The following is a 22,093-nucleotide window of genomic DNA, read 5'->3' on the forward strand; positions in this document are numbered from 1 at the left end:
TCTTTTGTTTTAGGAAAAAGACTGCAGTCGACCCAAGGACTTGTTCACATCGCCAAACATGCGATCAAACAATTGTTGGACACTTGGTACATCATCAATCAATCCGATAACTTGACCTGCCCAACCAAAGCCACGCTGACTGTCGCCTTCATAAATAAATGTGCAATTGTTCTCACCACTGATGAAGCTCTTTAACTGCTCGTAGCCTGCGCCTTCTTGTTCCAATTGGAGAATATGATCAGAGCCTGGTGTACGAACGACCCTCGCAGGTGTACCCAGTGTGCGCTTGATAACTGCGGTATCGTGCTCCGTTCCAGCAACCAACGCCTCTTTGTAGGCAGAATGCGCATGGACACACTCTTTTGTCGCAATGAATCGCGTCCCCATCTCCACACCTTCTGCGCCAAGTGTAAGCGCAGCCAAAATTCCCCGACCATCGCCGATGCCACCGCTTGCCAATACCGGAATTTTCACGGAATCCACCACACGCGGAATCAGAACAAACGTTCCGATATCATCACGCCCCAGGTGACCCCCACCTTCTTGACCAACAGCCATCACAGCGTCTGCACCAATCGATTCCGCTTTTTGTGCTTGACGGGCAGATGCAACCAGCACGAGTTTTTTGATGGGATGACCATCGAGTCTGCGCAGCAGCGGCTCTGGATTGCCTCCTGTTACGGAAATAGCCGCCACCCCTTCTTCAATCGCCACATCCAGCATTTCTTCATAAGGCCGACCGTGTTGCCCAATCGCATAATTCACACCAAATGGTTTATCTGTCAATGTGCGGACCTTGCGAATCTCCTGTCGCAATGCATCCGCCGATGGCAAGGACATAGCCGTAATTTGACCGAGTCCCCCGGCGTTAGAAACAGCCGCAGCCAAGTCTGCATAAGCTAAATAAGCCAGGCCTCCTTGAACTACCGGATATGTAATTTGAAGTAGCTCCGTTACTCTCGTTTTCATCCTTTTATCACCCCATGTAAATGACCTTCTCGGCTTACAGGTCAAACTCCTGCCACCACTCGCCAACATGAATAAAAATTCGCTTGCTTTCCCCCCCTATTTTGCTATACTCAATTTGTTTGTTTTTGTCCTTTTTATTCTTGATTAGTAAAGTGAGGCGATCGTAGTGAGACAAATGAAAACTCCTTTGTTCAGCGGGTTGTTGGAGCACGCCAACCGGAACCCGATTCAATTTCACATTCCGGGCCATAAGAAGGGTATGGGTATGCATCCGGCATTTCGCGAGTTCATCGGGGACAACGCTCTTTCGATAGACCTCATCAACATTGCGCCATTGGATGACTTGCATCACCCGAAGGCCATGATTAAAGAAGCACAAGATTTGGCAGCCGAGGCATTCGGCGCTGACTATACATTTTTTTCCGTTCAAGGTACAAGTGGTGCCATCATGGCGATGATCATGGCGACCTGCAGTCCTGGCGACAAAATTATCGTACCGCGTAACGTACACAAATCGATTATGTCGGCGATTATTTTCGCTGGAGCAATCCCAATCTTTATTCACCCTTCAATGGACGAGCGTCTGGGTATTTCTCACGGGATCACTGTGAAGGCCGTGCAAAAAGCACTGGAAGCACATCCTGATGCTGCTGCCTTGTTGGTGATTAACCCAACGTACTTCGGTATTGCGGGTGACCTGCGTGAGATCGTGCGGGCTGCGCATAACTATGAAATTCCTGTACTGGTAGACGAAGCACATGGTGTGCATATTCATTTTCATGAGGAACTGCCGATTTCAGCCATGCAAGCAGGTGCGGACATGGCAGCGACCAGTGTACACAAGCTGGGTGGCTCTTTGACTCAAACGTCGATCTTGAATGTACGGGAAGGCCTCGTCGATGTCGATCGGGTTAAAACTGTAATGAGTATGCTCACGACGACCTCGACTTCTTACATCTTCCTAGCATCGTTGGACATGGCGCGTCAGCATTTGGCCCTCAACGGGAAAATGCTCGCGGATCAAGCGATGGAACTGGCAGCAAAAGCACGCGATATGATTAACGAAATCCCGCGCATCTACTGCGTTGGCAAGGAGATTCTTGGAAAGCCTGCGACTTTTGCAATGGATCCAACCAAGCTCCTCATCCACGTACGCGATCTCGGAATCACTGGATGGGAAGTCGAGAACTGGCTGCGTGACAAGTACAACATTGAAGTAGAGATGAGCGATCTGTACAATATCCTCTGCTTCGTTACTGCGGGAGATACGGAAGAGTCTATCCGTACGTTGGTTAATGGCTTGCGTGATCTGTCCGTTGAATTTTCGCACGTACAAGCAGAAGAGAAGCCTACTATCTCACTGCCGAACATCCCTGTGCTGTCCACCACCCCTCGTGAAGCATTTTATGCAGAAACTGAGACAATTCCGTTGACGGAAGCTGCAGGTCGGGTCATCACTGAATTCATCATGGTGTATCCTCCAGGCATCCCGATTTTCCTGCCTGGCGAGGTAATCACCGAAGAAAATATCGCGTACATTCAGGAAAACATTCGAGTCGGGTTACCTGTACAGGGCCCTGAAGATGAGACACTAAAAACGATCAAAGTCGTAAAAAGACAAACCGCTATTTCTGGCTAGGCGATCCAAAACGAAAAACGGCTGCCTCTTTCACGAGAGAGCAGCTTTTTTTATTTTTTATGCAAACATTTTAAGATAAGATGGGGATAGGAAAAATCAGGAAAGGCGGGCGATGCTGCCATGCCAGACTGGTCGTATCAAACAATGTTTCGGCCACTTCTCTTTCTCATGCCACCCGAACGGGCCCGGTCTATTACCTTGCAGGCAATCGGCGCTTTGGCAAAAATTCCGGGTGGTTCGCTCATCATTGAATGGATGGGACATATGGAGCCTCCTTCACAGCTCTCCAAAACAATTGGGCCTGTCACGTTCCCTACTCCAGTCGGGCTGGGTGCTGGATTGGACCCAGAATGCATCGCGATCCAGGCTCTGTCCAAATTCGGCTTCGGATACCTAGAGCTAGGACCTGTGTCCAAAGAACCGATTGATTCCCACGGCACCGTTCAACGTGACATTGCCGCGATGAATATCCACTATTCCAGCCCTCTGGTAAATAATGGGATGTATACCCTTCAGAGGCGCTTGGAGGGGTCTTCTGGCATCAAAATTCCTATCGGAGTCAGATTGGCCTGCCGACCAGAAGCCAGCCTGAGAGAAGCCACAGAAGAGCGTCAGGAGCTGATCGACAAACTGGAGCGTTTTTGTTCGTTTTTCACGATTGATACGCGGGCGAACAGTGGACAGTCAGGATGGAGTCAGCCAGAATGGAAGGAACATTTTTGCAGTTTGCGTAGCCAAACGGATCTGCCACTCTTGCTGGCGCTCCCTCCTAGCCTTACAGAAGCGGAAGCACTCCCGATTTTTATTTCGGCAAAAGAAGCAGGACTCAACGGTCTAGTTGTCGCTGGAGGTATGATTCAGGAAGATTCACTATGTGCGAACAACTCTGTTTACATCACAGGGAGGAGTTCACACGAGCAAGCCGTCAAATTTGTCTCTTGGGCACGGGAACAGTGGTCAGATGCCCTTATCATTGGATCAGGTGGCATTCTGGAGCCACAAGATGCTCTGACCCTTCTTGCAGCGGGTGCCAATTTTGTACAGTTGCACAGCGGCTTGGTCTATTCGGGCCCCGGCTTGCCAAAACGAATCAACGAAGCCATCTTGCAAACACAACCAGACGCTGAGCATCCTCAAGAAAAACGGCCTGCTTTTTTATTTCCTTCTTGGATATGGGGAATCATGTTGGGCGTAGGAATGATCATCGGTGGGGCACTTGCTTGGCTGGTCGCCGCAACAACAGTCATCCTCCCCTACGACGAACGCTTTCTCGGGATGTCAGCCGAACAGCTTGAGATCTTAAATCCACAGGTCCTTTCTTTTATGTCACACGATCGGATTAGCCTTGCTGGAACGATGATATCCATAGGAATTTTGTATAGCCAACTGGCTTACCATGGCCTTCGCAAAGACATTCACTGGACGCGGACCATCTTGCTCGTCTCTGGTGCTGTTGGATTTTCCAGCTTCTTTTTAGTTATTGGATACGGGTACTTCGATTACTTGCACGCTGTTTTAGCAATCATGTTGTTTCCCTTGTTTTTGCTCGCATTACGAACACCTGCAACCGTTCATTTAACTCGCCTACCGCCACAGCTTCACAACGATCGGGATTGGCGAATGGCTCTATGGGGACAACTGCTCTTTGTCATCATCGGATTCGGTTTGACAGGGGCTGGTCTTATCATTTCGATTATCGGCGTCACAGGTGTCTTCGTTCCTTCCGATCTCGTCTTTCTCTGTGTGTCTGCCGATACTTTGCAGTCTTACAATGAGCGATTAATTCCGGTCATCGCTCATGACCGCGCTGGCTTTGGCGGAGCATTAGTTTCGAATGGCCTGGCCGTCTTGCTGATTAGTCTTTGGGGGATCAGGCGAGGAGAAGCATGGATTTGGTGGACATTGTTTTTAGCAGGCATTCCAGGCTTTGTTTCTGGCATAGGCATACATTTCACCGTAGGGTACGTCGATTTTATACATCTCCTGCCTGCTTATGTCGCAGTCATTTTGTTTCTCGTAGCACTCGTACTTTTGAAGCCTTATTTATGCCGGACATAAAAGAAAACAGACGAAAGAATTCCTTTCGTCTGTTTTTCTCTAGCGAAGCCTGACTCTATTTATTCAGAATCAGTCCTTGTCTTTTTCATCATCGTCATCGTCGTCTTCGTCGTCACCCGGAGCGAAAGCCAACGTGTAAACGTAAGGCTCTTTGTCACGATCATCTATCCAGACAATGCGATTTCCACCCATGCGCGGTTTTTCCATTTCCGCATCATCATCCCACTCGATATCGCTAAATGACCCCTCTTCGAAATCATACAGCTCATAGTAGGACTGCTTGCCTTTCCCGGACAGTCGATTGTCTTCGAACAAAATCATATTTCGTGAAGCCTGTGGATTTTTCTGGTCACCGTCCGTATAGCGCAGCAACGGATTGACTTTTTGACGGTCGATGTTGTAATAATACAAATCCCAACCTGTTTTGGAATTGCCAGTATCTTCGCTCCAAACCACGAAATCATCGCCAAGCTCTGCTTTCTCGACTTTTACGTTACTACGAATTTCTCTCTCTTTATCATCTTCGATATCGTAGAGAACGATCGTTGCTTTCTTTTTACCTTCTTCGACTACCCAGGTCGCATAGTTTTGATAAATATCAACGCTTAGCGGTTCACTTTTCAGCCTTGATACCTCCGTATGCTTTCCAGTGGACAGATTTGTGATGATCACTTCTGCTCTGCGATCGACATTGACCCACAATAGGCGCTCTCCGTCGATTTCATAGAACTTCTCACTCGGCTTTTGATCATCATCTTCGTTTGTAATCTGCGTTTGGACGCCTTTCCGAATGTCGTAGGAGAAGAGTGCGTCTTCCCGCTGATCATACCAGACAACATAACGAGAACTTACGACAGGGCGAGCTGCATCGTGATCTGGGTCGCTGATGGATTTGCTCGTTCCTTTTACCATATCGTAAAGAACGATGGAATTGTTATTCTTAGACTTTGATGCATAAGCGATATAACGATCGTGACCACTCGGATCAATAGGATCGCCACCTACACTCCCCAGCGGAACTTGCTTTTTCTCGTCCAGATCATACAGGTGAAGCTGGAGCCTTTTATTACTGTCCTTCTTGGCATACAATACATAGTCGCCATAAATTTTCGGCCCTACATTTCCATAAAGGTTGGAATCAAGTTTCTTTTTGGACGATTTATCAACGGTGCGATAGGTCAGATTATTATTTTCAGAATACACATAATCGTCTTTGTACATATGTACAAATTCTTTGTCACTCGAACCGTTCGTCAATTCTTTATTTCTGCCATTGCTGATGGTATACACATAGATCTGGTTGTGGGAGCGATTCTCGTACAAAATTTTATTGGAGGAGATGGTAGGACGCCCTTGCTCGCCTTTTTGGACTACAGCCGGCTTTTCTTCTCTGGCTTTGATATCGTAATAATAAATATCGCCGTTGCCATCACGCTCATCTTCCCATGCGACATACGCATCGCTTACCACTGGATTGCTTGCTTTTCCACTCGCAGATACGATCTCTGTATCTCCTGTGGAAATTTTGTGCAGATAAACGTCCCCGTTATCTGTCCAGACAACGTTTTTATCCCCGATCTCCACTCCATCGACAGATGCTGAGCCGTCTGACAAACGGGTTTCTTTTTGCTTCGCGATGTCGTACAAGTAGACGTTCGAACCTCCATCACGGGAGTCGATCCACACGACGTACTCACCATCGACTTTTGGATTCGTCTTTTCAGATTCCTTGTCGCCAATTTGAGTTTGCGTACCTTTATCGAGATTGTAAAGGGTTACGGTTTCTTCCCCTTCAACCATCCATACGGCATATTTTTTGGAAATGTCATAACCAGCTCCGGAAATTTCAGGCTTGCTTGCGTCGATTTTTTCTTCATCACCAATACTGTAGGCAAGCGCCGGTGTCCCGCTCCACAGAGATGTGACCAAAAGTGCAGCGGCCAGCATTCCCTGCATCGGTTTTCGCTTCATGAAACAATTCCTCCTTTTGCAACGATTTTCACACTTCTCCATTATCCTCCATACGGAAAAGGTTGTCAAAAAAAACAGGCCTCGACATGGGCCTGTTGACTATTTTTTTATTCTTTTTCCTGTCTTTCACCAGGTCGGCAGTCACAGTTGCATACCGCATAAAGCGTTTTCACTGAATTACATTCAAAATGCTCGATGATGGTTCCGCAAGTCTGACATACGATAGTTCCCATCTATGTCCCCTCCGCATTCAATTGATTCACATATCCCTACAAATATTATGTTACATTCATATTAATATGCCACCACATTCGGAGTCAAGATGCATTTGATGATAATTAGTATGTCACATTAAGCTGGAATATTGTCATTCAACCATTTCACCATTTCTTGCAAAACTTCTTCCTTTTCCGGTTCATTCAAAATCTCGTGCCGCAAGCCTGGGAATCGTTGAAACGTTTGTCTGTCTGGAAGGCCCGCTGTAAACTGCTCGACTGCATCCGCATCAACCAATGTATCTCCACCAGCCTGCAAAACAAGGACTGGATGTTTGATTCGACTTCTTTCTTCCCACGCCTTTTCCATAGAGCGGTTCAATTCTGTGAACCATCTGACACTTACCTTGGAATAATTGAGCGGATCGTTCTGATAAGCAGCCTGAACAGCTTCATCACGCGATATCATATCGGGAGTTATTCCATTCGGCATGACGAGTGTTGGCCAGACCCGATCGAGAAACTGTGCCAATTGCTCCTTCCACGCCGGTACAGTTAGTTTTAGTTTCAAGCATGGCGATGTGAGAATCAGCCCTGCCAGCTCTTTACTCTGCTCATCTGTCTGAATAAAGCGAGTCGCGATGAGACCTCCCAGACTATGCCCCATTAAAAATACCGGCTTCTCTCCTGACGCATCTGCTAGAGCGGTACTCGTCCACTCGCGCACGCGGGACAAATAGTCTTCGAATGATTGAATATGACCCCGCCTCCCAGGAGAGCGCCCCCATCCCGGCAAATCTTCCGCATATACGTCCCAGCCTGCCTGATTGAAATAACCTGCTACATGCTCATAACGCCCATGATGCTCTCCCGTTCCATGGACGAGAACAATTGCTCCCCGAGAGGCTTTGGCCGACCATTTATGTACACCCATCCTCACTGTTCCTCCTACTGCCTGATTTCTTTCGATTATACTAAAAAACGGATAAGACCGTTTTTTACCGAAAAACCAAAACGAGCAGAAGATAAACTTCTGCTCGTTACCTAATACTGATTTTCTTCAAATGGAATGGTCGGTAAATGCTCCTGGAAAAATTCAGCAAGCGCGACTGCCTCGTTCTCTGAATCCAGCCTGAAAATTTTTTGCAGGTATCCTGGATTCACCGCATCCTCTGAACTGAGAAGAGTCGATTGCCCTGTTTGCATACAGATCACCAACGGCTTCCCATAAAACTTGTGTGTGAATACCATGCCAAAGTCGTAACGAGTTCCCTCTGAGATAAAACCAAGGAAACGTACATTAGCGTTCTCCGAAACGTCGTATAAGTGGTCGTAGTGCTCCATCAGCAATCCCTCCTCAACAGTATTTTGGCATCCGAATTTCGTGGAAAATTCGGATTATTAACTAGTATAAGCGAAAAATCACGATTTTGCCACCCAAATAGCATCATTTACCAGACGCGTCGGGTTAATAACCCTGTCTTCTCCTTCTTGAATCCATCTCACTTTTTCTGCACCATGCAACGATTGCGCGACAAAGGAAAGACATTCAAAGAACAGTTCAACTACTGCTGTACTGTATCGTTCCTCCATTTTCTCCAATGCATACGTCAATCTAAAAATATCTGGTACACTTCTTCGACTGGCTTCCAATACTTCTTTTCCTTTTTCCGTCGGGTATACGTGAACCACGCGTCCATCCAACTCCGACTTCTCAATGGTCACCATGCCTTTCTCCATTAATTTCTTGATATGAATGACAATCGATGAGGGATGCCAGAAGGTCCAATCTGCAATTTGCGTGACGCGTACACCTTCATAACAGTAGATGATCCAGAGAATGTTTAACTGCACGGAGGAATCCAATTCGGCTTCCTTCGCTGCCCGCTCCCAGTCTTCTTTGTTCACCACATCGATGGCGCGCATGGTGTTTAAAGCTTCGAATACGTGTCTAATTGAGGCCTCCTGCATGCGTATATTCCTCCATGATCCTTTATCGTTCATCTAACGGCTATATAAATATGATATATATTTTACACTTTTCAGAAAAAACGCGCAATTGTTTTCCGTCGCCAACTGCCTCATTGCCAAAGAGTGGAAGACAATGCTACACTAAACGCACAGAATACCGGTACTAGGAGTGAGTGCAGTCGTGAAACTTCAATCGGCCTACATCTATTTCGTTGATGGTTCTACCGCAGCATCTGTAAGTATTGACGACGTGAAAGCCAAGTTTACGCGATACGTTGACATGACCACAAAAACAGGAAAGCAGTTGGGCTGGACCTATGCTGACGCCGCTTTCCCTTACACCTTAGAAGAACGCTCTGAAGGAAAGGACTCGTGGTTCCTTCTCAAAGGCAAAGACCCAAACATGTACAAAGCCATCGTTGTGGGAGTCGGGAGCAAAAATGAAAACGGTTCCGAGAAGCACTACATACAAGTGTCCCTTCCTGAATCAGCGACGCACGGCGATAAAAACAAGGCAAATGAGTACTGTCGATACTTGGCACGCGATTATAAAGGAGAGCTCCACCTCTTCAACAAGCGTATTCAATACTTCCAGCCTCGAAAGCCATAATGCAAAAACGTTAAAACAGTCGAGAAATATCGGCTGTTTTTTCCTGTTCAGGTCGAAAACGGAACGACGGTCACACGTACTTCCCAGTTCCGTGCTTATGCTTGCTGACCTCGCCTATTTGGCTAAAAAAATTAGACGAGCCCATGCCAGTATGGGCTGTTTTAGCGGTTGCCCTGCGCCTGCTGGACAAACAGCGAGAGAAGCCATGAGTGCATGAATAAAAATCAAAAGCCCCATTGCCACAAACATATCTCGTGGGTAATGGGGCTGTTTCGTATAAAAAAGCAGTTGCCTCAGTCGTACGTTGCTTGAGCACGTTGATCAAATCATTTGAGACCTGGACAGCGAATAAAACCTTCCGTCCACCATCCGAATTCCCAGATCGACGCAATATTCCAATCCTTGCGTCACTCCGTACAATATCCATTCGGAAGAACGGTGGTTGATATCAAAATCAGTGTAAAGGTCAGTGCCATCATTTCGGATCTCTTTGCGGTCCGTCACATCAAAAAGGCGTAGGACAAAAGGCAGTTCAGCAAACGGTATAGCAAACTTTCGCTCTATTTCTTGCTCGAACTCTTTCGTCATGCTCCACTCTGCCTGGATGGATTGCTCATCTTTCCAGGCAATGCGTATACTCGGGCCTTCTACATCTGTGGACGATCGCGGGGGATTTGTCTCCATTCGCTCCCATCGTTCCTTTCTTTCATGTACTTGCTACCACTAAGTATATTGGCTTTTCCGTCTATTATAGCACGGGGACATGCAAAGTGGAAACGCATCCAAGCCATAATTTTTAACGCCCAACTGCAAATGAATTTTCACCAACGTTTACATAAGAAGTGAATTTCTCGGATTTCATTTGAACTTGTACTTTATAAGTGCCGTATGCTTCGAGTTTAGTAGATACAAAAGGCTCAGAGAAATAGAAGCTGTTTGCATTTTGCGTGGAGTATTTCCACTCTTTCCCTTTGGATACTTCTTTGCCGTCTGGTCCGATCAACACGAGTTGCATGCGCAAATCTTTGGCTACAGGCGCGTCATCGACCTCTACGAACACGTTAAACGTACGCGGCACATTCTTGTCGCTGTATCCTTTGACAGGGTTGCTGAAAACGACGTTTTTATTACGGGTCTGCTGAATCCCTTCGACCACAATAATATTCACGTTTGGCTTAATCACTTGCAATTTTCCTGATTGCTGATCGTAATCGGCGAAACCACCGAGCTTGTTCACTAATGTTCCTACCGATTCAGCCTTGGATGCAGGCATTTCACTCGCTACCGTTTCAGCGCCGAAAAATACGCGCATCGCACCCTCTCCCATCGCGGCAGTGCTCCCCACCCCTGCTGCTACAGTCAACGCCAACAAGGCCGATAACCATGCTTTTTTCATGTCAATAATCCTCCTGTATGTGTGCGCGGCAGCGCTTGTTTTTCCGGAATTTCTTCTCTCTAGTTTATACGTTTGGAAAAGGAAATAGTTGTGCTGCCCTGATAAGTTTTTTCAACAATATCCACATTATCCACAAGCACAAAAAGCTTAGGAAGAAAGACTTATGCACAGAGATGTTAATAACTACTTCTGTACTCTTGACGAGAATATCCGTTGGGAAGGGCACAGAAAAAAGAGCGGCTATCAAGCCACTCTTTTTTTGCTCCTGACACCTGCTACTCCTGTTGCGAAAGCCATGTAAAATACCGGGAGACCAGTCGTATAGCGACCTCGATCGCGTCTTCGTTCGGCTCAATTTTGGAATGGTGCAAGCCGTATGGCGTCTGCACACCCAGCCAGAACAAAAATCCGGGAATTTCTTTCAAAAAGTAGCCGAAGTCTTCTCCTGTCATGGCTTCCTTGCAGGTGATGAGGGTTACATCTTCACATTGTTCCTGTACCCATTGCATGAAGTCTGTCGTTAGCTGCTCCTCGTTGTAAACCTGGCAGTAGCCAACACCATAGTCAATCGTAGCTTGGCACTCAAAGCCTGTTTCCACTCCCTTTACGAGAGATTCAATACGGCTCTTGACGAGTGCCATCGATTCCATCGAAAAGGTTCGGATGGTCCCTTCTAGCCTGGACTTCTCCGCGATGATGTTCTGCTTCGTCCCGCTCTCCAGCTTGCCAATCGTTACGACGGCAGAATCCAATGGATCAATATTGCGCGAAATAATCGATTGAAGCTGTGTCACCAGATGGCTTCCTGCAACCACCATGTCGTTCGCCTTATGCGGGAAGGCTGCATGCCCCCCTTTGCCAACCAAATCAATGTACAACTCAGAAGTGTTGGCAAACAGAATTCCAGGCTTCGTCGCAATATGACCAACTGGATATTCCGGCGCGATATGCAGGGCAAAAATAAAGTCCGGTCGCCACCCTGCAAACTCTTCACTTTCCATCATCGGCTCCGCACCGCCAGGACCTTCTTCTGCCGGTTGGAAGAGGAACAGCAAATCATCTGCTATCGGATGCTCGGTAAAATGCGTCAGGAGTCCAAGAGCAATTGCCATATGCATGTCATGCCCGCATGCATGCATGTATCCTTCATGAAGCGAGGGAAACGGGTAGGACGTTTCCTCTGCGATCGGCAGGCCATCCATATCCGTCCGCCAGGCAATTAATCGTTTTGGCTCCAATCCTGCCAGCTTGACCAAAATGCCTGTCCGCCACGTTTTGATCTCGATTCGCTCATGGGGAAGCTTATTCAAATAATCGAGTAAGTATTGTTGCGTTTTCACTTCAGCGAAGCCTGGCTCCGGTATTTGGTGCAGGTCTCGGCGAATTTGTGTAAACAAGGAAGTCGTCATGGTCTACGTCTCCTTTTTCGTACCCGTTCTTGCTGTTAATTGCTCCTCGAACACAGCAAGGAAACGATCCACATCGGCTTTTGTCAACGTCAGTGGCGGAAGCAGACGAACAATCGTTTTCTGCGTCACGTCAACGAGAATTCCTTCGTCAAGCAATGCTTGCTGCAAGTGGCTTACCTCTTCTGGGGTCGAAGAGAGCGGAATTCCAACCATCATTCCTTTCCCGCGAAGGGATTGCAGCTGATCTGGAAGACGCTTTCGCAACGCATCCAATCCCGACCACAGGTACGCAATCACCTCTTCTACGTGAGCGGTGAAAGCTGGATCAAGCAATTCGTCCAACACGACATTCCCCAGGGCAGCAGACAGTGGTGATGGTGCGAACGTCGTTCCGTGATCCCCCGGTTTGAACTGGTTCATCAGCTTTGGACCAGCGATGACACCGCCGAGCGGAAGCCCTCCCCCTATCCCTTTGGCAAAAAGGATAAGGTCTGGTGTTACGCCTGCATGCTCATAAGCAAACAGCTTTCCTGTTCTGCCCATTCCTGTCTGGATCTCGTCCATAACAAAGAGCATGCCTTCTTGTTCACAGATCGCAGCTACTTCTCGCAAGAACGCTTCCGTTAGCGGCACCACACCGCCCGAACCCAAGACTGGCTCCATGAGGACCGCAGCGGGCCTTGCTTCCTGGCAAATCGCTCGCAACCCTTCCGTGTCCTCCGCATCCAGTTCATAAACAGGAAAAGCCGGCTGAGGAAAGTCTTGATAGACGTGAGCCTGCCTCGTCAAACGCACGGCTCCAAGTGTTCGACCGTGAAAGCTGTTGCGCAAAACAACGATGCCTTCACGACCTGCTCCCTCGTTCTTTGTCCATTTGTGAATCAGCTTGATCGCAGATTCTGTGGCCTCTGCACCCGAGTTGGTGAAAAACACTTTCCCACTGATGCTGTTCGCAACCAAACGCTCGGCCAAACGAATCGCCGGCTTGTTTAAAAATACATTGGAAATATGCAAGAAGCGCTCTCCCTGCTCACGCAGTGCCTGTACAATGCGCGGATGAGAATGCCCCAGAACGTTTACCGCGAGTCCGGTAAACAAGTCGAGATAGCTCTTTCCGTTCGTATCGTACAAGTAATTTCCTTCACCTTTTTCGATGGCAATCGGAAGTCTTTTGTAAGTGGAGACGATATATTGTTCATCGAGCGAACGCCAGTCCATGTGCACTCTCTCCCTTACAACTGACGTAGCTCCTGCTTGATTTCTGTCTTGGAACGAGTTTTTTCATCGATTTGCTTGATTACGCGTGCAGGTGTTCCCGCAACTACCACGTATGGAGGTACATCTTCAATCACGACAGCACCCGCTGCAACTACAGCACCTTTTCCTACGCGTACACCTTCCAGAATGACAGCATTTGCTCCGATGACAACATCATCCTCGACAACAACTGGCTGTGCAGATGGCGGCTCGATAACGCCCGCGATAACCGATCCCGCGCCGATGTGGCAGTTTTTCCCGATGGTTCCACGTCCACCTACCACAACATTCATGTCGATCATTGTACCTTCACCGATGACTGCACCGATGTTAATGGAAGCACCCATCATGATGACCGCGTTGTTACCGATTGTCACTTGGTCACGAATAATTGCCCCCGGCTCAATACGAGCTTGAATCCCTTTAGTATCCAGCAACGGAATGGCGGAGTTGCGGCGATCGCTTTCTACTACATAATCTTCAATTTTGTCTGCGTTAGCAGCGAGCGCTGGCTCAATCTCTTTCCACTCACCAAAAACAACACCCGTCGGGCCAGTAATGAAAGATTTGGAGCTCGCACCGAAGTCGATTCCCTCCAGATTCCCTTTCACATATACCTTTACCGGTGTTTTCTTTTCGCTTTTTTGAATAAACGCGATAATTTCGTTGGCATCCATCATGTTCATTGTTACATCCTCCTCAAAAATAGCAGCATGGTAAATCAAAAAAAGCAATGAGTGCATTCGCTATCTCATTGCTCTTGATACTACACAAGCAAATCATAAATAGCGCTCCACAATAAGACACAGGTCCCTTGTGACAGGATGATCATTTTTCATGAGACACCCCAGCCTGTGCTACGTAGGGGCATAGCATAAGCTTCGGCGCTTTAGCCTTTCTTCCTTCTCCTGTCCCCTGACAGATTACGAAAAGGCTTACTCTTCTTCGGCGCACCTCTATTTAGAGTACATTATTCTAATTTTATTTAACTCTACCAAAATCAATGAAAGGTGGCAATAAGAAAAAAGTTATTGACAACGATTCTCATTTTCATTATTTTTATTGGTGAGAATGATACTCATTATCTAATTGGAGGTTTTACGTTTTATGAGCATTTTGATGGTATACGCGAGCATGACAGGGAATACACAGGAAATTGCTGAAGCAATTGCAGAAGGTATTCGTTCAACTGGTGCTGAGCTGGAGATAAAAGAAGTGATGGATGCGAGCGCAAAAGAACTCGAGGCTTATGACGGAATTCTTCTTGGCGCCTACACATGGGGCGATGGCGAACTGCCAGACGAATGCATGGATTTTTATGAGGAAATGAACGATATTGACCTCAGCGGGAAAAAGGTTGTCGCTTTTGGCTCTTGCGACTCCGCTTATGAGCATGTCGGTGCAGCTGTCGATATTTTGCTGAAAAAAGCGAGCGAGCGTGGCGCGGAAACGCCGATGGAAGGATTGAAAATCGAGCTTTCTCCTACTGCAAAAGAAGTGGAAACTTGCAAAGCATTTGGTGTATCGTTCGCTGAATTGCTCGGCTAAATTGCATTTACCAAATACTCTGGCACATGATATACTATCAATCCAACTTTATTAGGAGGATTGATCTCATGTCATTACATACAGATGAGATTCTATTACGGCCTCTCCACCAACAAGACGCAGCCGAGCTCCTAGAGCTTCGGCTGCGTAATCATGACTTTCTTCAACCATTTGAGCCGATCCGTCCCGCTTCTTTTTTGACCCTCGCAGGACAACAAGAGCAGATTTCACTAGCACAAAAAGATTTTGAACGTGGCACTGCCTATGCTTTTGGCGTGTTCTCCCGAGAATCCGAAAAGATGATTGGACGTGTAGCATTGTCTAATGTCGTACACGGCGCATGGCAAAATGCGACGATTGGCTACTTTATGGATCAGTCGTGCAATGGCAGGGGCTATACGACATCCGCAGTAAATCTCGCCCTTCTCTTTGCTTTAACAGATGCTGGACTGCACAGGGTGCAAGCTGCTGTCATGCCTCGCAATAAAGCTTCCATTCGGATTTTAGAAAAAAACCGTTTTCGCAAAGAAGGGCTTTCGTTACGCTATTTGCAAATTAACGGTGTATGGGAGGACCATCTCATCTACGCCATTACTGCTGAAGAGTGGTCTCATTAATCTCCTCGCTCTTTTCGCTTTCACGTAGCCGCTCCAGGATGCGCCGTTTGCGATACAGCATCATCCCCGCTTCGGCGACATCCTGTACGGTTGAGCGGTTCAAATAAGCTCCGAACAAAATACCCGCAATGGGCACCATTTGAAATAATTTTTTCCACCCAAAGTTTTCTGTGTACGTTACCACGACTTCACGCCATCCCTGCAATTGCGCCATCACCTCTCTCTGCGCATTTGGATCATCAAAGCGCGAGAGCTCAGTGAGTATCGCTTTTTTCCCTACGATGTCTGACGAGGCAAACTGCAAGCATTTGACGACAAACAGCCGCTCTCTCTTCTCTTCTGGTTGATAGCCATAGGCAAGAGCCATCTCTTGTAATACTTTGAGGGATGTCCCCATCAATAACGGGATATCGATCGCGAGGGTAAAAATCCCTCCGAAGCCAGTCGTCGCACCTTGTACAGTGGCAAAATTCGCACGCGAATCCTTCAGCTCCATCGCAACATCATTCATGATTGTAAGCGGCACAGCAGCCATCTCTTCCTTGCCAATAACAGGCGTGCCCTGTTCCTCTAACCGTTTGCGAAAGCGCTTGTAAATCGGTTCATCCTGCACCAAATAAGTTCCACCTGTCTCAAGAAAGGCTGCCATTTCATCTACGGCTTTTCCCAGCTTCTCTTGAACGAATGCAGGCGTAATCCGATCCAACAGAACAAAAGGAAGCCTGCCAAGCTTTTCCCAGAACCACAAGTCGTTCTGATCCTTCTCCCAAGCCTCCACTTCACGTAATGCTGTAACCAATGTCTCCTTAGACTCCCTCAAACCCAACAACCTCCTGGCAGCTCACACAGATTCTCCTCGCTTCCACTGACATTGGTTGCGCAAGATGGACTTGATATAGTCCTGCAACTCTTCTGACGTGGCGTGACAGACGAATTCTTTTTTATTTCTTACGATTCCTAGCTTCAAATGTTTCACTTGCTCTCCTTCAATCTGAAACCCGAACTTTTCCAAGATCGCCTTCTGCTCATTTGTCACAGGACTTCCTCCCCTTGTAGTGGAAAACCCCCATGCCAAATGCAAGGGGGTCTACCTACCTACTTCACTTCAATTGTAATCGTCAATGTTTCATTACGCTCATTTACATCGGTTTTCTTATTGTACTTTCTTTTCGAGTTGATAACCGTGCAGGTCTTGTTTGTGAGCGTATTCGTTACCTTGATCTTGTATTCTCCAGGCTTATCCGTATCGATATACTTTTTCAAATTCAGTGATTCAAGCCCGTCAGCATCGTCGCCATCACCTTTGCTTGGCTTGATGCTGGCGATCTTTTCCTCCCCGGAAAAGATCTCGATCCGATTTTCTGAGGAAATGGTACCGTTACTGTGCTTCCTACTGGCACCAATACCGATTTCGCCATGTTTCCATTCAAATTTCGGCATATAGTAGGCCGTCTTTTCGCTCTTATCTCTGATCTTTTTGGACCCGACAAGCTCAGCATGGGTAGCGATCAGCTTTAGGTCTTCCCATTCTTCGAGATCATCGCCTGCGTTCACTGTAATTTTTTGTCCATCCCGGTATTCCTTGCCGCTCTCACTACGAAGAAGAAGTGGTGCACTTGACGGAGATACGCCTGTGTCACCCGGCTCACATGCTGGATACGACTTGATTGGAGGCAAATCTTCTATCACTTGAACGTAGCCGCACCATACTTGCGCCGGGTCTCTTTTGCTATAGTAGTTGACTTTGTATCGCCCTGGCTTATAGCCGGACAACAGCAATGCTGTGTGATCCCAATTCAATTTGCTCTCGTCGACTATGACGTTATCAATCGCCCATACACCTGGCCCCTCATCATCATCTGCTTCGCTTCCATATTCGATGTGCTCGGCAGCAGTTGCCAGCCAGATCATATGAACAGGATTTTGATACAGCTTGACTGTATTATCAGAGGAATACAGGTTCATCTTTTCTACCCTCGGTGTTGATTGCTCGTTCTGCTTCATCAACACATCCATCGTGACATTTCCACTAGCAGGGCCGCAGGCATTTGGTGCACCTGGAACTTGTATTTGAACCGTTGTCGCCGAAGTATCGCTCCACAAAGACGATGTCTCTTTTTGCACCGTAACAGGCTCAAAGGTAACCGTGATTGTGATTCCAGCCAGTCTCTCAGGAATATCCACCTCAAAATGTTGCGCGTCTGTCAAGGTTTGTCCTGTTCCGTTCACCGACCATCTTCCTGGGATTGGCGAATACAACGGAACCTTCCCTGGTGCTGCTGGAGCTGTAATTTTTTGATCTTGCGTCAGCTTTTGACCGCTTGTATCCGTTCCCATGTACAGCTCGGCAACGCCTACTTGAATCGTCGTCATCCAAGGTGACATGGTTGTATCGTCCGGAACAAAGAGGAGCTCATACTGCCCCGTTAATAATGTACCCGTCGAAAATATTGTCGCAGGAACAGACCTCATCTCTGTACTCGTGGACTTATTTGTTAATTTCCATGTGCCCGGTACAGAACTGGTAAAGTCGTGTGAACCCATCGTTCCAAAAATGGCCGTTTGCCCGCCATTTGGTACTGGTTCTCCCTCTGCCTTTTCCCCATTAAATATGCTCGGGTAATTTTTGGCCTCTACCAGAAATCGCACATGCAATGTACTGCTCTTCCCTTTGGCATCCGTTACCATGAAGGTCAAAGTATGCGAGCCAGCAGACAGCTTTTCCGCTGGAATGGTAAACCGAGGTACTTGCCATTTGAAAGAAGTCTGTGACGAGGTATTTTCCGCTTGAAACTCCGTTAACTCTACTCCATCCAATAAAACTTCCTTCCGATTGAGGTTAGTGCCAGTTCCATAAGTGGTCTGTATCACGTCAATATCAAGTGGCGTCTCTGGAGGAAGAATAAACTCATCGTTCTTCACCCAGTTCCAACCATTTGAATCCAATCCTGCAACCTGATAATCGTTAAAGATAACCATATCGTGAACAGGCTGCTGCCGGATCGGCTTAGATACTTGGCTGTTTTTTTTCATGGATGCTGTTGCCCCGGCCCCGATGGCTGTCGGCACTGACACACCTGACAAAAAGGTGCCAGTTGCCAAACACACTAGAAGTGCTTTTACAACCCATTTTTTCACGAATTGTCCTCCTACTTTCTTCCTTACAATTTTATCAACTGTGATCATTCGACAAAAACGGCGAAATATCCTTTACAATCGATGGCTTTTTCTCCCTCTAGATATAGTTAAATGCTATTCAGTTTATAATTAATATAGATTTGACTTATATCACCCTGTCGGTAAAAATTTGATGAAAGGGAGGGGATCCAGATGGCACAAACCAATCAATGGAATGCCGGGCTATACGACACCAAAATGAATTTCGTTTCGGAATACGGCAAAGAGATAATGGACTGGCTACTGCCGGCTCCAGGAGAAAGCATTCTTGACTTAGGCTGTGGTACAGGCGATCTGTGTGCTCAACTATCGCTTGCGGGAGCTAATGTGACAGGAATCGACTTTTCTGCCGCCATGATTGAGGCTGCTCGCCAAAAATATCCGCAGTTAGCCTTTGAAGTAGCCGATGCGCATACGTATCGAACAGATGTCAGCTACGACGCTGTCTTTTCCAATGCCGCTCTTCACTGGATGAAACGTCCTGCAGAAGTTGTTGAAACCATTTGGTTGGCTCTTACTCCCGGTGGACGCTTTGTTGCCGAATTTGGAGGACACGGCAATTGCGGACAAATAACAAAGGCATTACGGACTGTTTTAGCACGAAAAGGTATATCGGCAGATGAGCGCTCACCTTGGTATTTTCCCAGCATGGGAGAGTACACGACCCTTTTGGAAAAGCAAGGCTTCCACGTTGTACTTGCCTCCCATTTTGATCGTCCCACTGTCATGGCTGATGGGGACCTGGGGCTTTCGCATTGGTTGAATTCTTTTTGCAGTCCTTTTTTTGCGGGATTGTCCTCAGATGAAATCCAACAGGTATGTAGGGACGTCGCTCGCTTACTGCGTCCTGCTTTGTTTCAAGAGGGTAACTGGGTGCTCGATTACAAGCGCATTCGCGTCATTGCCCATAAGAAATCAGAGAACGATGCTCTACATGGGGGAGCTGCACGATGACCCGTATTGCCTGTCTCCATGGACATCATTCGAATATTTCCCTCTTATCAGATGCGTTCGCAACCTTTGACGTAGAGCTCATTCATTTTGTTGATCCAGGTCTACTCCTGCAAAACGTGGGAACACCTGTCCATACCAAGGAGCAATCACATGCCAAATTACGTGATCAACTAACCTGGATGCAGAGCTGCGCCGCAGATGCTATCGTGATCACTTGCACGCAGTATGCCTCGCTGGTAACACCAGAGGATGAGGCAATGGCCACTGTCCCAATCTTCACAATCGATGGACCCTTTTTTCATGAGCTTGCCCAGCATACTGAGCCACAAGTTCTGCTGTTCTCCAATCCCGCTACTGTCCAACCTACGATGGAGCGTCTCGTGAAACACGCCCATTTCCGCAACCTTCATCCAGAGATTCAAATAAACATCGTCGAAAATGCTTTTGCCCTACTCATGGAAAACAAGCAGGAAGCGTACAGAGAAGCGATAAAGGACGCCCTGTATCACCTCCACCAAACGTTTCCAGACCAACCTATTGCAGTCGCACAGCTCTCCATGGCACCTATTGCCGATCAGTTTGCAAAGGAAAACGGCTGTGCAATCTCCCATCCTTTATATAGTTTGACGTCGCACATCTCCGCAACGTTGCAATTGTGTTCAAACCGTTGAAAAACGTATGCGTGTAAAAAACAGCCCCGTTTGCTTAGGTCTTTGGCCAGTGGCAACGGGGCTGTCGATATTAACGAATTCGATTGGCTTTTACATGCCTTCGGAGTTGGTCACCAGAACCTCTTCTCCCTCATTCAAGCCGCCTTTGATTTCAATAAAATCATATCCTTCAATACCGATTTCTACGTCTTTCGGCATTGGATCTCCGGTACTCGGATCTTTCACCATGACCGTTCCCTGACCTGGACCCAGAATTTCAACCGCATTGCTTGGCAAGCGCAGGACATTCTGTGCTTGGGCGACGATAATATCGTTGTCTCCCGTCATCCCATGCTTAAAATCAGCCTTGTCTAGCAGTTCCACTTTTACCGCGAAACGAACTTCCTTTTCTTCCTTCTTTCCTTCTTTCGGGAGCTCTACGACTTTGCCTTTAAACGGCTCGGTACCAAACGCATACACATAAACATCGACATTTTGTCCGATTTTAATCGCGGGAATATCAAGCTCTCCAACGGCTGCCATAAAGTAAACAGAAGTTGTGTCCATAATAATGGCTGCAGGTTCTGACCCTGGCGCTTCGCCTTCTTTTACACCTAGCTTGGTGATTACACCGCTAATTGGCGCTGTTACTTGGTTCTTCGCAATTTCACGCTTTTTCTGCTCCATGTTCAATAAGGACCCTTTTAGCGCTAGTTCTTTTTCCATCAGCTCCATACCGGACGCTTCCATATCCATCTTGAACAGTTGTTGCCCGACCTTGATTACATCGTCCTTTTTCACATCGATCTTGCCGATTTTGCCGTACGTACCGGCCAAGATTTCCATTTCATCTGGCAGCTGGAATTCTTTCTGATTTCGGCTTACATATAAGAGGCCCTTATCATCCGTGTACTGTACCACACCCTTGTCCCCGACATAAATGGCCCCAGGCTTCTTGACCAATACCTCGACATTGTGAATTCCGCCAGCACCTTCTACTTTTTCACCAATTCTATCCACTTCCGTGACAACACCATCCACAAAATACATGGAAGTCGGAATGAATACCTTCACTTTTTGACCTACACTGAATCGTTCAGACTCATAGGAAGTGAATTGCCCAATAATTTTCAAATAGTCGGTATTAGCAAGTTTGGCGACTACTGTTTCTGGTCTGACATCTTGCCCTTCATCCACTGAGACTTCGATGACTTTCCCTTCCTTGGTAGCCGTGATCTTGTCTTTTTTCTGTTTAATTTCACTTAGTTCTTTTTTCGCTTTTAAAATTTCCAGCTCTAGCTTTTGAATTTCCAGCTGTGCATCCGAGCTGTCTATCGTGAACAAGACATCGCCTTTTTTCACAGACTGACCTTCCTTGACTAGCACTCGTTGCACCTTGCCATTGAGCTCTGGCTTGACTTCCTCACGCGCCTTCGCTTCCACTGTACCTGCTGAGTTGATCGTTTTCTTCACATCACCGCGTTCCACGAGCGCTGTCGGGAAGTTCGGTTTTTCTTCTGGCTTTTCTTCTGTAACCTCTTCGCCCTTGAAGTACGAATAGCCGTAATAGCTTCCCCCTCCAAGAACGGCCACGACCGTGGCGATTATGATCCATTTTTTCTTGTTCATCTTACGTTCCCCACATTTCATCT

The 22,093-nt window shown here is 47.2% G+C and carries 22 protein-coding genes, 1 pseudogene and 1 riboswitch; of the genes and pseudogenes, 8 read left to right on the top strand and 15 right to left on the bottom strand.

Translation table 11 applies throughout. The annotated features are described in order from the left end of the window. Nucleotides 1-9 precede the first annotated feature (9 nt). Nucleotides 10-969 carry an NAD(P)H-dependent flavin oxidoreductase gene (locus C7R93_RS17920; RefSeq protein WP_106840093.1) on the bottom strand — a complete coding sequence of 320 codons (960 nt, stop codon included), beginning with the start codon at nucleotides 967-969 and terminating at the stop codon, nucleotides 10-12. A gap of 166 nt (nucleotides 970-1,135) precedes the next feature. Here C7R93_RS17920 and C7R93_RS17925 point away from each other — a divergent pair, with 166 nt between their 5' ends. Beyond that, nucleotides 1,136-2,608: an aminotransferase class I/II-fold pyridoxal phosphate-dependent enzyme gene (locus C7R93_RS17925; protein ID WP_106840094.1), complete on the top strand. Its 1,473-nt coding sequence runs from the start codon at nucleotides 1,136-1,138 to the stop codon at nucleotides 2,606-2,608. A 120-nt stretch (nucleotides 2,609-2,728) separates the two neighbouring features. After that, entirely contained in the window at nucleotides 2,729-4,666 is a 1,938-nt protein-coding gene (locus C7R93_RS17930; RefSeq protein ID WP_106840095.1) for a beta/alpha barrel domain-containing protein, read from the top strand. A gap of 69 nt (nucleotides 4,667-4,735) precedes the next feature. On the opposite strand, the gene C7R93_RS17935 is transcribed toward C7R93_RS17930, so the two are convergent. From C7R93_RS17935 to C7R93_RS17955, 5 genes are all read right to left on the bottom strand, one after another. Beyond that, nucleotides 4,736-6,637, bottom strand: coding sequence for a hypothetical protein (locus C7R93_RS17935; protein ID WP_106840096.1), 1,902 nt, complete (start codon nucleotides 6,635-6,637; stop codon nucleotides 4,736-4,738). A gap of 107 nt (nucleotides 6,638-6,744) precedes the next feature. Beyond that, entirely contained in the window at nucleotides 6,745-6,870 is a 126-nt protein-coding gene (locus C7R93_RS17940; protein ID WP_007723214.1) for a GapA-binding peptide SR1P, read from the bottom strand. 118 nt (nucleotides 6,871-6,988) lie between these two features. After that, nucleotides 6,989-7,786, bottom strand: coding sequence for an alpha/beta hydrolase (locus tag C7R93_RS17945; protein WP_106840097.1), 798 nt, complete (start codon nucleotides 7,784-7,786; stop codon nucleotides 6,989-6,991). A 110-nt stretch (nucleotides 7,787-7,896) separates the two neighbouring features. After that, nucleotides 7,897-8,196, bottom strand: a complete 300-nt coding sequence (locus C7R93_RS17950; RefSeq protein WP_106840098.1) for a DUF3055 domain-containing protein — start codon at nucleotides 8,194-8,196, stop codon at nucleotides 7,897-7,899. A 78-nt stretch (nucleotides 8,197-8,274) separates the two neighbouring features. Then, complete coding sequence (locus C7R93_RS17955; protein WP_106840099.1) at nucleotides 8,275-8,823, bottom strand: MarR family winged helix-turn-helix transcriptional regulator; 549 nt, start codon at nucleotides 8,821-8,823, stop codon at nucleotides 8,275-8,277. 181 nt (nucleotides 8,824-9,004) lie between these two features. Here C7R93_RS17955 and C7R93_RS17960 point away from each other — a divergent pair, with 181 nt between their 5' ends. After that, entirely contained in the window at nucleotides 9,005-9,433 is a 429-nt protein-coding gene (locus tag C7R93_RS17960) for a DUF1885 family protein (protein ID WP_106840100.1), read from the top strand. Nucleotides 9,434-9,534: 101 nt separating this feature from the next. After that, nucleotides 9,535-9,642, top strand: a pseudogene (locus C7R93_RS30710) (glycoside hydrolase family 73 protein); the annotation flags it as partial. A gap of 112 nt (nucleotides 9,643-9,754) precedes the next feature. On the opposite strand, the gene C7R93_RS17965 reads toward C7R93_RS30710, so the two are convergent. The 5 genes from C7R93_RS17965 to dapD all read right to left on the bottom strand — a co-directional run bounded on the left by C7R93_RS17965 (nucleotide 9,755) and on the right by dapD (nucleotide 14,181). Beyond that, a complete protein-coding gene (locus C7R93_RS17965) occupies nucleotides 9,755-10,117 on the bottom strand; it encodes a DUF4912 domain-containing protein (protein ID WP_106840101.1) in 363 nt (120 codons plus the stop codon). A 112-nt stretch (nucleotides 10,118-10,229) separates the two neighbouring features. Further along, nucleotides 10,230-10,829 carry a hypothetical protein gene (locus C7R93_RS17970; protein WP_106840102.1) on the bottom strand — a complete coding sequence of 200 codons (600 nt, stop codon included), beginning with the start codon at nucleotides 10,827-10,829 and terminating at the stop codon, nucleotides 10,230-10,232. 275 nt (nucleotides 10,830-11,104) lie between these two features. Then, nucleotides 11,105-12,238: an N-acetyldiaminopimelate deacetylase gene (locus C7R93_RS17975; protein ID WP_106840103.1), complete on the bottom strand. Its 1,134-nt coding sequence runs from the start codon at nucleotides 12,236-12,238 to the stop codon at nucleotides 11,105-11,107. A gap of 3 nt (nucleotides 12,239-12,241) precedes the next feature. Beyond that, nucleotides 12,242-13,456 carry an aspartate aminotransferase family protein gene (locus C7R93_RS17980; protein WP_106840104.1) on the bottom strand — a complete coding sequence of 405 codons (1,215 nt, stop codon included), beginning with the start codon at nucleotides 13,454-13,456 and terminating at the stop codon, nucleotides 12,242-12,244. 14 nt (nucleotides 13,457-13,470) lie between these two features. Then, on the bottom strand, nucleotides 13,471-14,181 hold the full coding sequence (dapD, locus tag C7R93_RS17985; protein ID WP_106840105.1) for a 2,3,4,5-tetrahydropyridine-2,6-dicarboxylate N-acetyltransferase: 711 nt from the start codon (nucleotides 14,179-14,181) through the stop codon (nucleotides 13,471-13,473). A 92-nt stretch (nucleotides 14,182-14,273) separates the two neighbouring features. Beyond that, nucleotides 14,274-14,462: riboswitch (Lysine riboswitch) on the bottom strand. A 140-nt stretch (nucleotides 14,463-14,602) separates the two neighbouring features. Between dapD and C7R93_RS17990 the strand changes: the two genes are divergently transcribed. Continuing rightward, the gene (locus C7R93_RS17990) at nucleotides 14,603-15,043 is read left to right on the top strand and encodes a flavodoxin (RefSeq protein ID WP_106840106.1); all 441 of its coding nucleotides are present in this window, start codon (nucleotides 14,603-14,605) and stop codon (nucleotides 15,041-15,043) included. 68 nt (nucleotides 15,044-15,111) lie between these two features. After that, nucleotides 15,112-15,660: a GNAT family N-acetyltransferase gene (locus C7R93_RS17995; RefSeq protein WP_106840107.1), complete on the top strand. Its 549-nt coding sequence runs from the start codon at nucleotides 15,112-15,114 to the stop codon at nucleotides 15,658-15,660. Here C7R93_RS17995 and C7R93_RS18000 read toward each other — a convergent pair. From C7R93_RS18000 to C7R93_RS18010, 3 genes are read right to left on the bottom strand one after another with little or no spacing between them, the layout of a single operon-like run. Next, the gene (locus tag C7R93_RS18000; protein ID WP_106840108.1) at nucleotides 15,635-16,489 is read right to left on the bottom strand and encodes an EcsC family protein; all 855 of its coding nucleotides are present in this window, start codon (nucleotides 16,487-16,489) and stop codon (nucleotides 15,635-15,637) included. The two genes, C7R93_RS17995 and C7R93_RS18000, sit on opposite strands and share 26 nt — an antisense overlap. Before the next feature lie 12 nt (nucleotides 16,490-16,501). Beyond that, nucleotides 16,502-16,696, bottom strand: a complete 195-nt coding sequence (locus C7R93_RS18005; RefSeq protein WP_244191575.1) for a hypothetical protein — start codon at nucleotides 16,694-16,696, stop codon at nucleotides 16,502-16,504. Between the two features lie 59 nt (nucleotides 16,697-16,755). After that, nucleotides 16,756-18,798: a hypothetical protein gene (locus tag C7R93_RS18010; RefSeq protein WP_106840109.1), complete on the bottom strand. Its 2,043-nt coding sequence runs from the start codon at nucleotides 18,796-18,798 to the stop codon at nucleotides 16,756-16,758. A 192-nt stretch (nucleotides 18,799-18,990) separates the two neighbouring features. On the opposite strand from C7R93_RS18010, the gene C7R93_RS18015 reads away from it, so the two are divergent. Both C7R93_RS18015 and C7R93_RS18020 read left to right on the top strand, forming a co-directional pair. Continuing rightward, nucleotides 18,991-19,791: a class I SAM-dependent methyltransferase gene (locus C7R93_RS18015; RefSeq protein WP_106840110.1), complete on the top strand. Its 801-nt coding sequence runs from the start codon at nucleotides 18,991-18,993 to the stop codon at nucleotides 19,789-19,791. Continuing rightward, complete coding sequence (locus C7R93_RS18020; RefSeq protein ID WP_106840111.1) at nucleotides 19,788-20,462, top strand: hypothetical protein; 675 nt, start codon at nucleotides 19,788-19,790, stop codon at nucleotides 20,460-20,462. The genes C7R93_RS18015 and C7R93_RS18020 overlap by 4 nt, the downstream gene beginning before the upstream one ends. A 90-nt stretch (nucleotides 20,463-20,552) precedes the next feature. Here C7R93_RS18020 and C7R93_RS18025 read toward each other — a convergent pair whose 3' ends face one another. Continuing rightward, nucleotides 20,553-22,070 carry an efflux RND transporter periplasmic adaptor subunit gene (locus C7R93_RS18025; RefSeq protein ID WP_106840112.1) on the bottom strand — a complete coding sequence of 506 codons (1,518 nt, stop codon included), beginning with the start codon at nucleotides 22,068-22,070 and terminating at the stop codon, nucleotides 20,553-20,555. Nucleotides 22,071-22,093 lie beyond the last annotated feature (23 nt).

The sequence above is a fragment of the Brevibacillus fortis genome, assembly GCF_003013395.1.
Classification (GTDB): domain Bacteria; phylum Bacillota; class Bacilli; order Brevibacillales; family Brevibacillaceae; genus Brevibacillus; species Brevibacillus fortis.

Excerpts from the sequence above, each read along its gene's own strand:
- C7R93_RS18020 (WP_106840111.1), top strand. The coding sequence starts at position 19,788 with ATGACCCGTATTGCCTGTCTCCATGGACATCATTCGAATATTTCCCTC.
- C7R93_RS17995 (WP_106840107.1), top strand. The coding sequence starts at position 15,112 with ATGTCATTACATACAGATGAGATTCTATTACGGCCTCTCCACCAACAA.
- C7R93_RS17920 (WP_106840093.1), bottom strand. The coding sequence starts at position 969 with ATGAAAACGAGAGTAACGGAGCTACTTCAAATTACATATCCGGTAGTT.
- C7R93_RS17990 (WP_106840106.1), top strand. The coding sequence starts at position 14,603 with ATGAGCATTTTGATGGTATACGCGAGCATGACAGGGAATACACAGGAA.
- C7R93_RS17980 (WP_106840104.1), bottom strand. The coding sequence starts at position 13,456 with ATGGACTGGCGTTCGCTCGATGAACAATATATCGTCTCCACTTACAAA.
- C7R93_RS17975 (WP_106840103.1), bottom strand. The coding sequence starts at position 12,238 with ATGACGACTTCCTTGTTTACACAAATTCGCCGAGACCTGCACCAAATA.
- C7R93_RS17955 (WP_106840099.1), bottom strand. The coding sequence starts at position 8,823 with ATGCAGGAGGCCTCAATTAGACACGTATTCGAAGCTTTAAACACCATG.
- C7R93_RS17965 (WP_106840101.1), bottom strand. The coding sequence starts at position 10,117 with ATGGAGACAAATCCCCCGCGATCGTCCACAGATGTAGAAGGCCCGAGT.
- C7R93_RS17970 (WP_106840102.1), bottom strand. The coding sequence starts at position 10,829 with ATGAAAAAAGCATGGTTATCGGCCTTGTTGGCGTTGACTGTAGCAGCA.
- C7R93_RS17950 (WP_106840098.1), bottom strand. The coding sequence starts at position 8,196 with ATGGAGCACTACGACCACTTATACGACGTTTCGGAGAACGCTAATGTA.
- C7R93_RS18015 (WP_106840110.1), top strand. The coding sequence starts at position 18,991 with ATGGCACAAACCAATCAATGGAATGCCGGGCTATACGACACCAAAATG.
- dapD (WP_106840105.1), bottom strand. The coding sequence starts at position 14,181 with ATGAACATGATGGATGCCAACGAAATTATCGCGTTTATTCAAAAAAGC.
- C7R93_RS17930 (WP_106840095.1), top strand. The coding sequence starts at position 2,729 with ATGCCAGACTGGTCGTATCAAACAATGTTTCGGCCACTTCTCTTTCTC.
- C7R93_RS17940 (WP_007723214.1), bottom strand. The coding sequence starts at position 6,870 with ATGGGAACTATCGTATGTCAGACTTGCGGAACCATCATCGAGCATTTT.
- C7R93_RS18025 (WP_106840112.1), bottom strand. The coding sequence starts at position 22,070 with ATGAACAAGAAAAAATGGATCATAATCGCCACGGTCGTGGCCGTTCTT.
- C7R93_RS17935 (WP_106840096.1), bottom strand. The coding sequence starts at position 6,637 with ATGAAGCGAAAACCGATGCAGGGAATGCTGGCCGCTGCACTTTTGGTC.
- C7R93_RS17945 (WP_106840097.1), bottom strand. The coding sequence starts at position 7,786 with ATGGGTGTACATAAATGGTCGGCCAAAGCCTCTCGGGGAGCAATTGTT.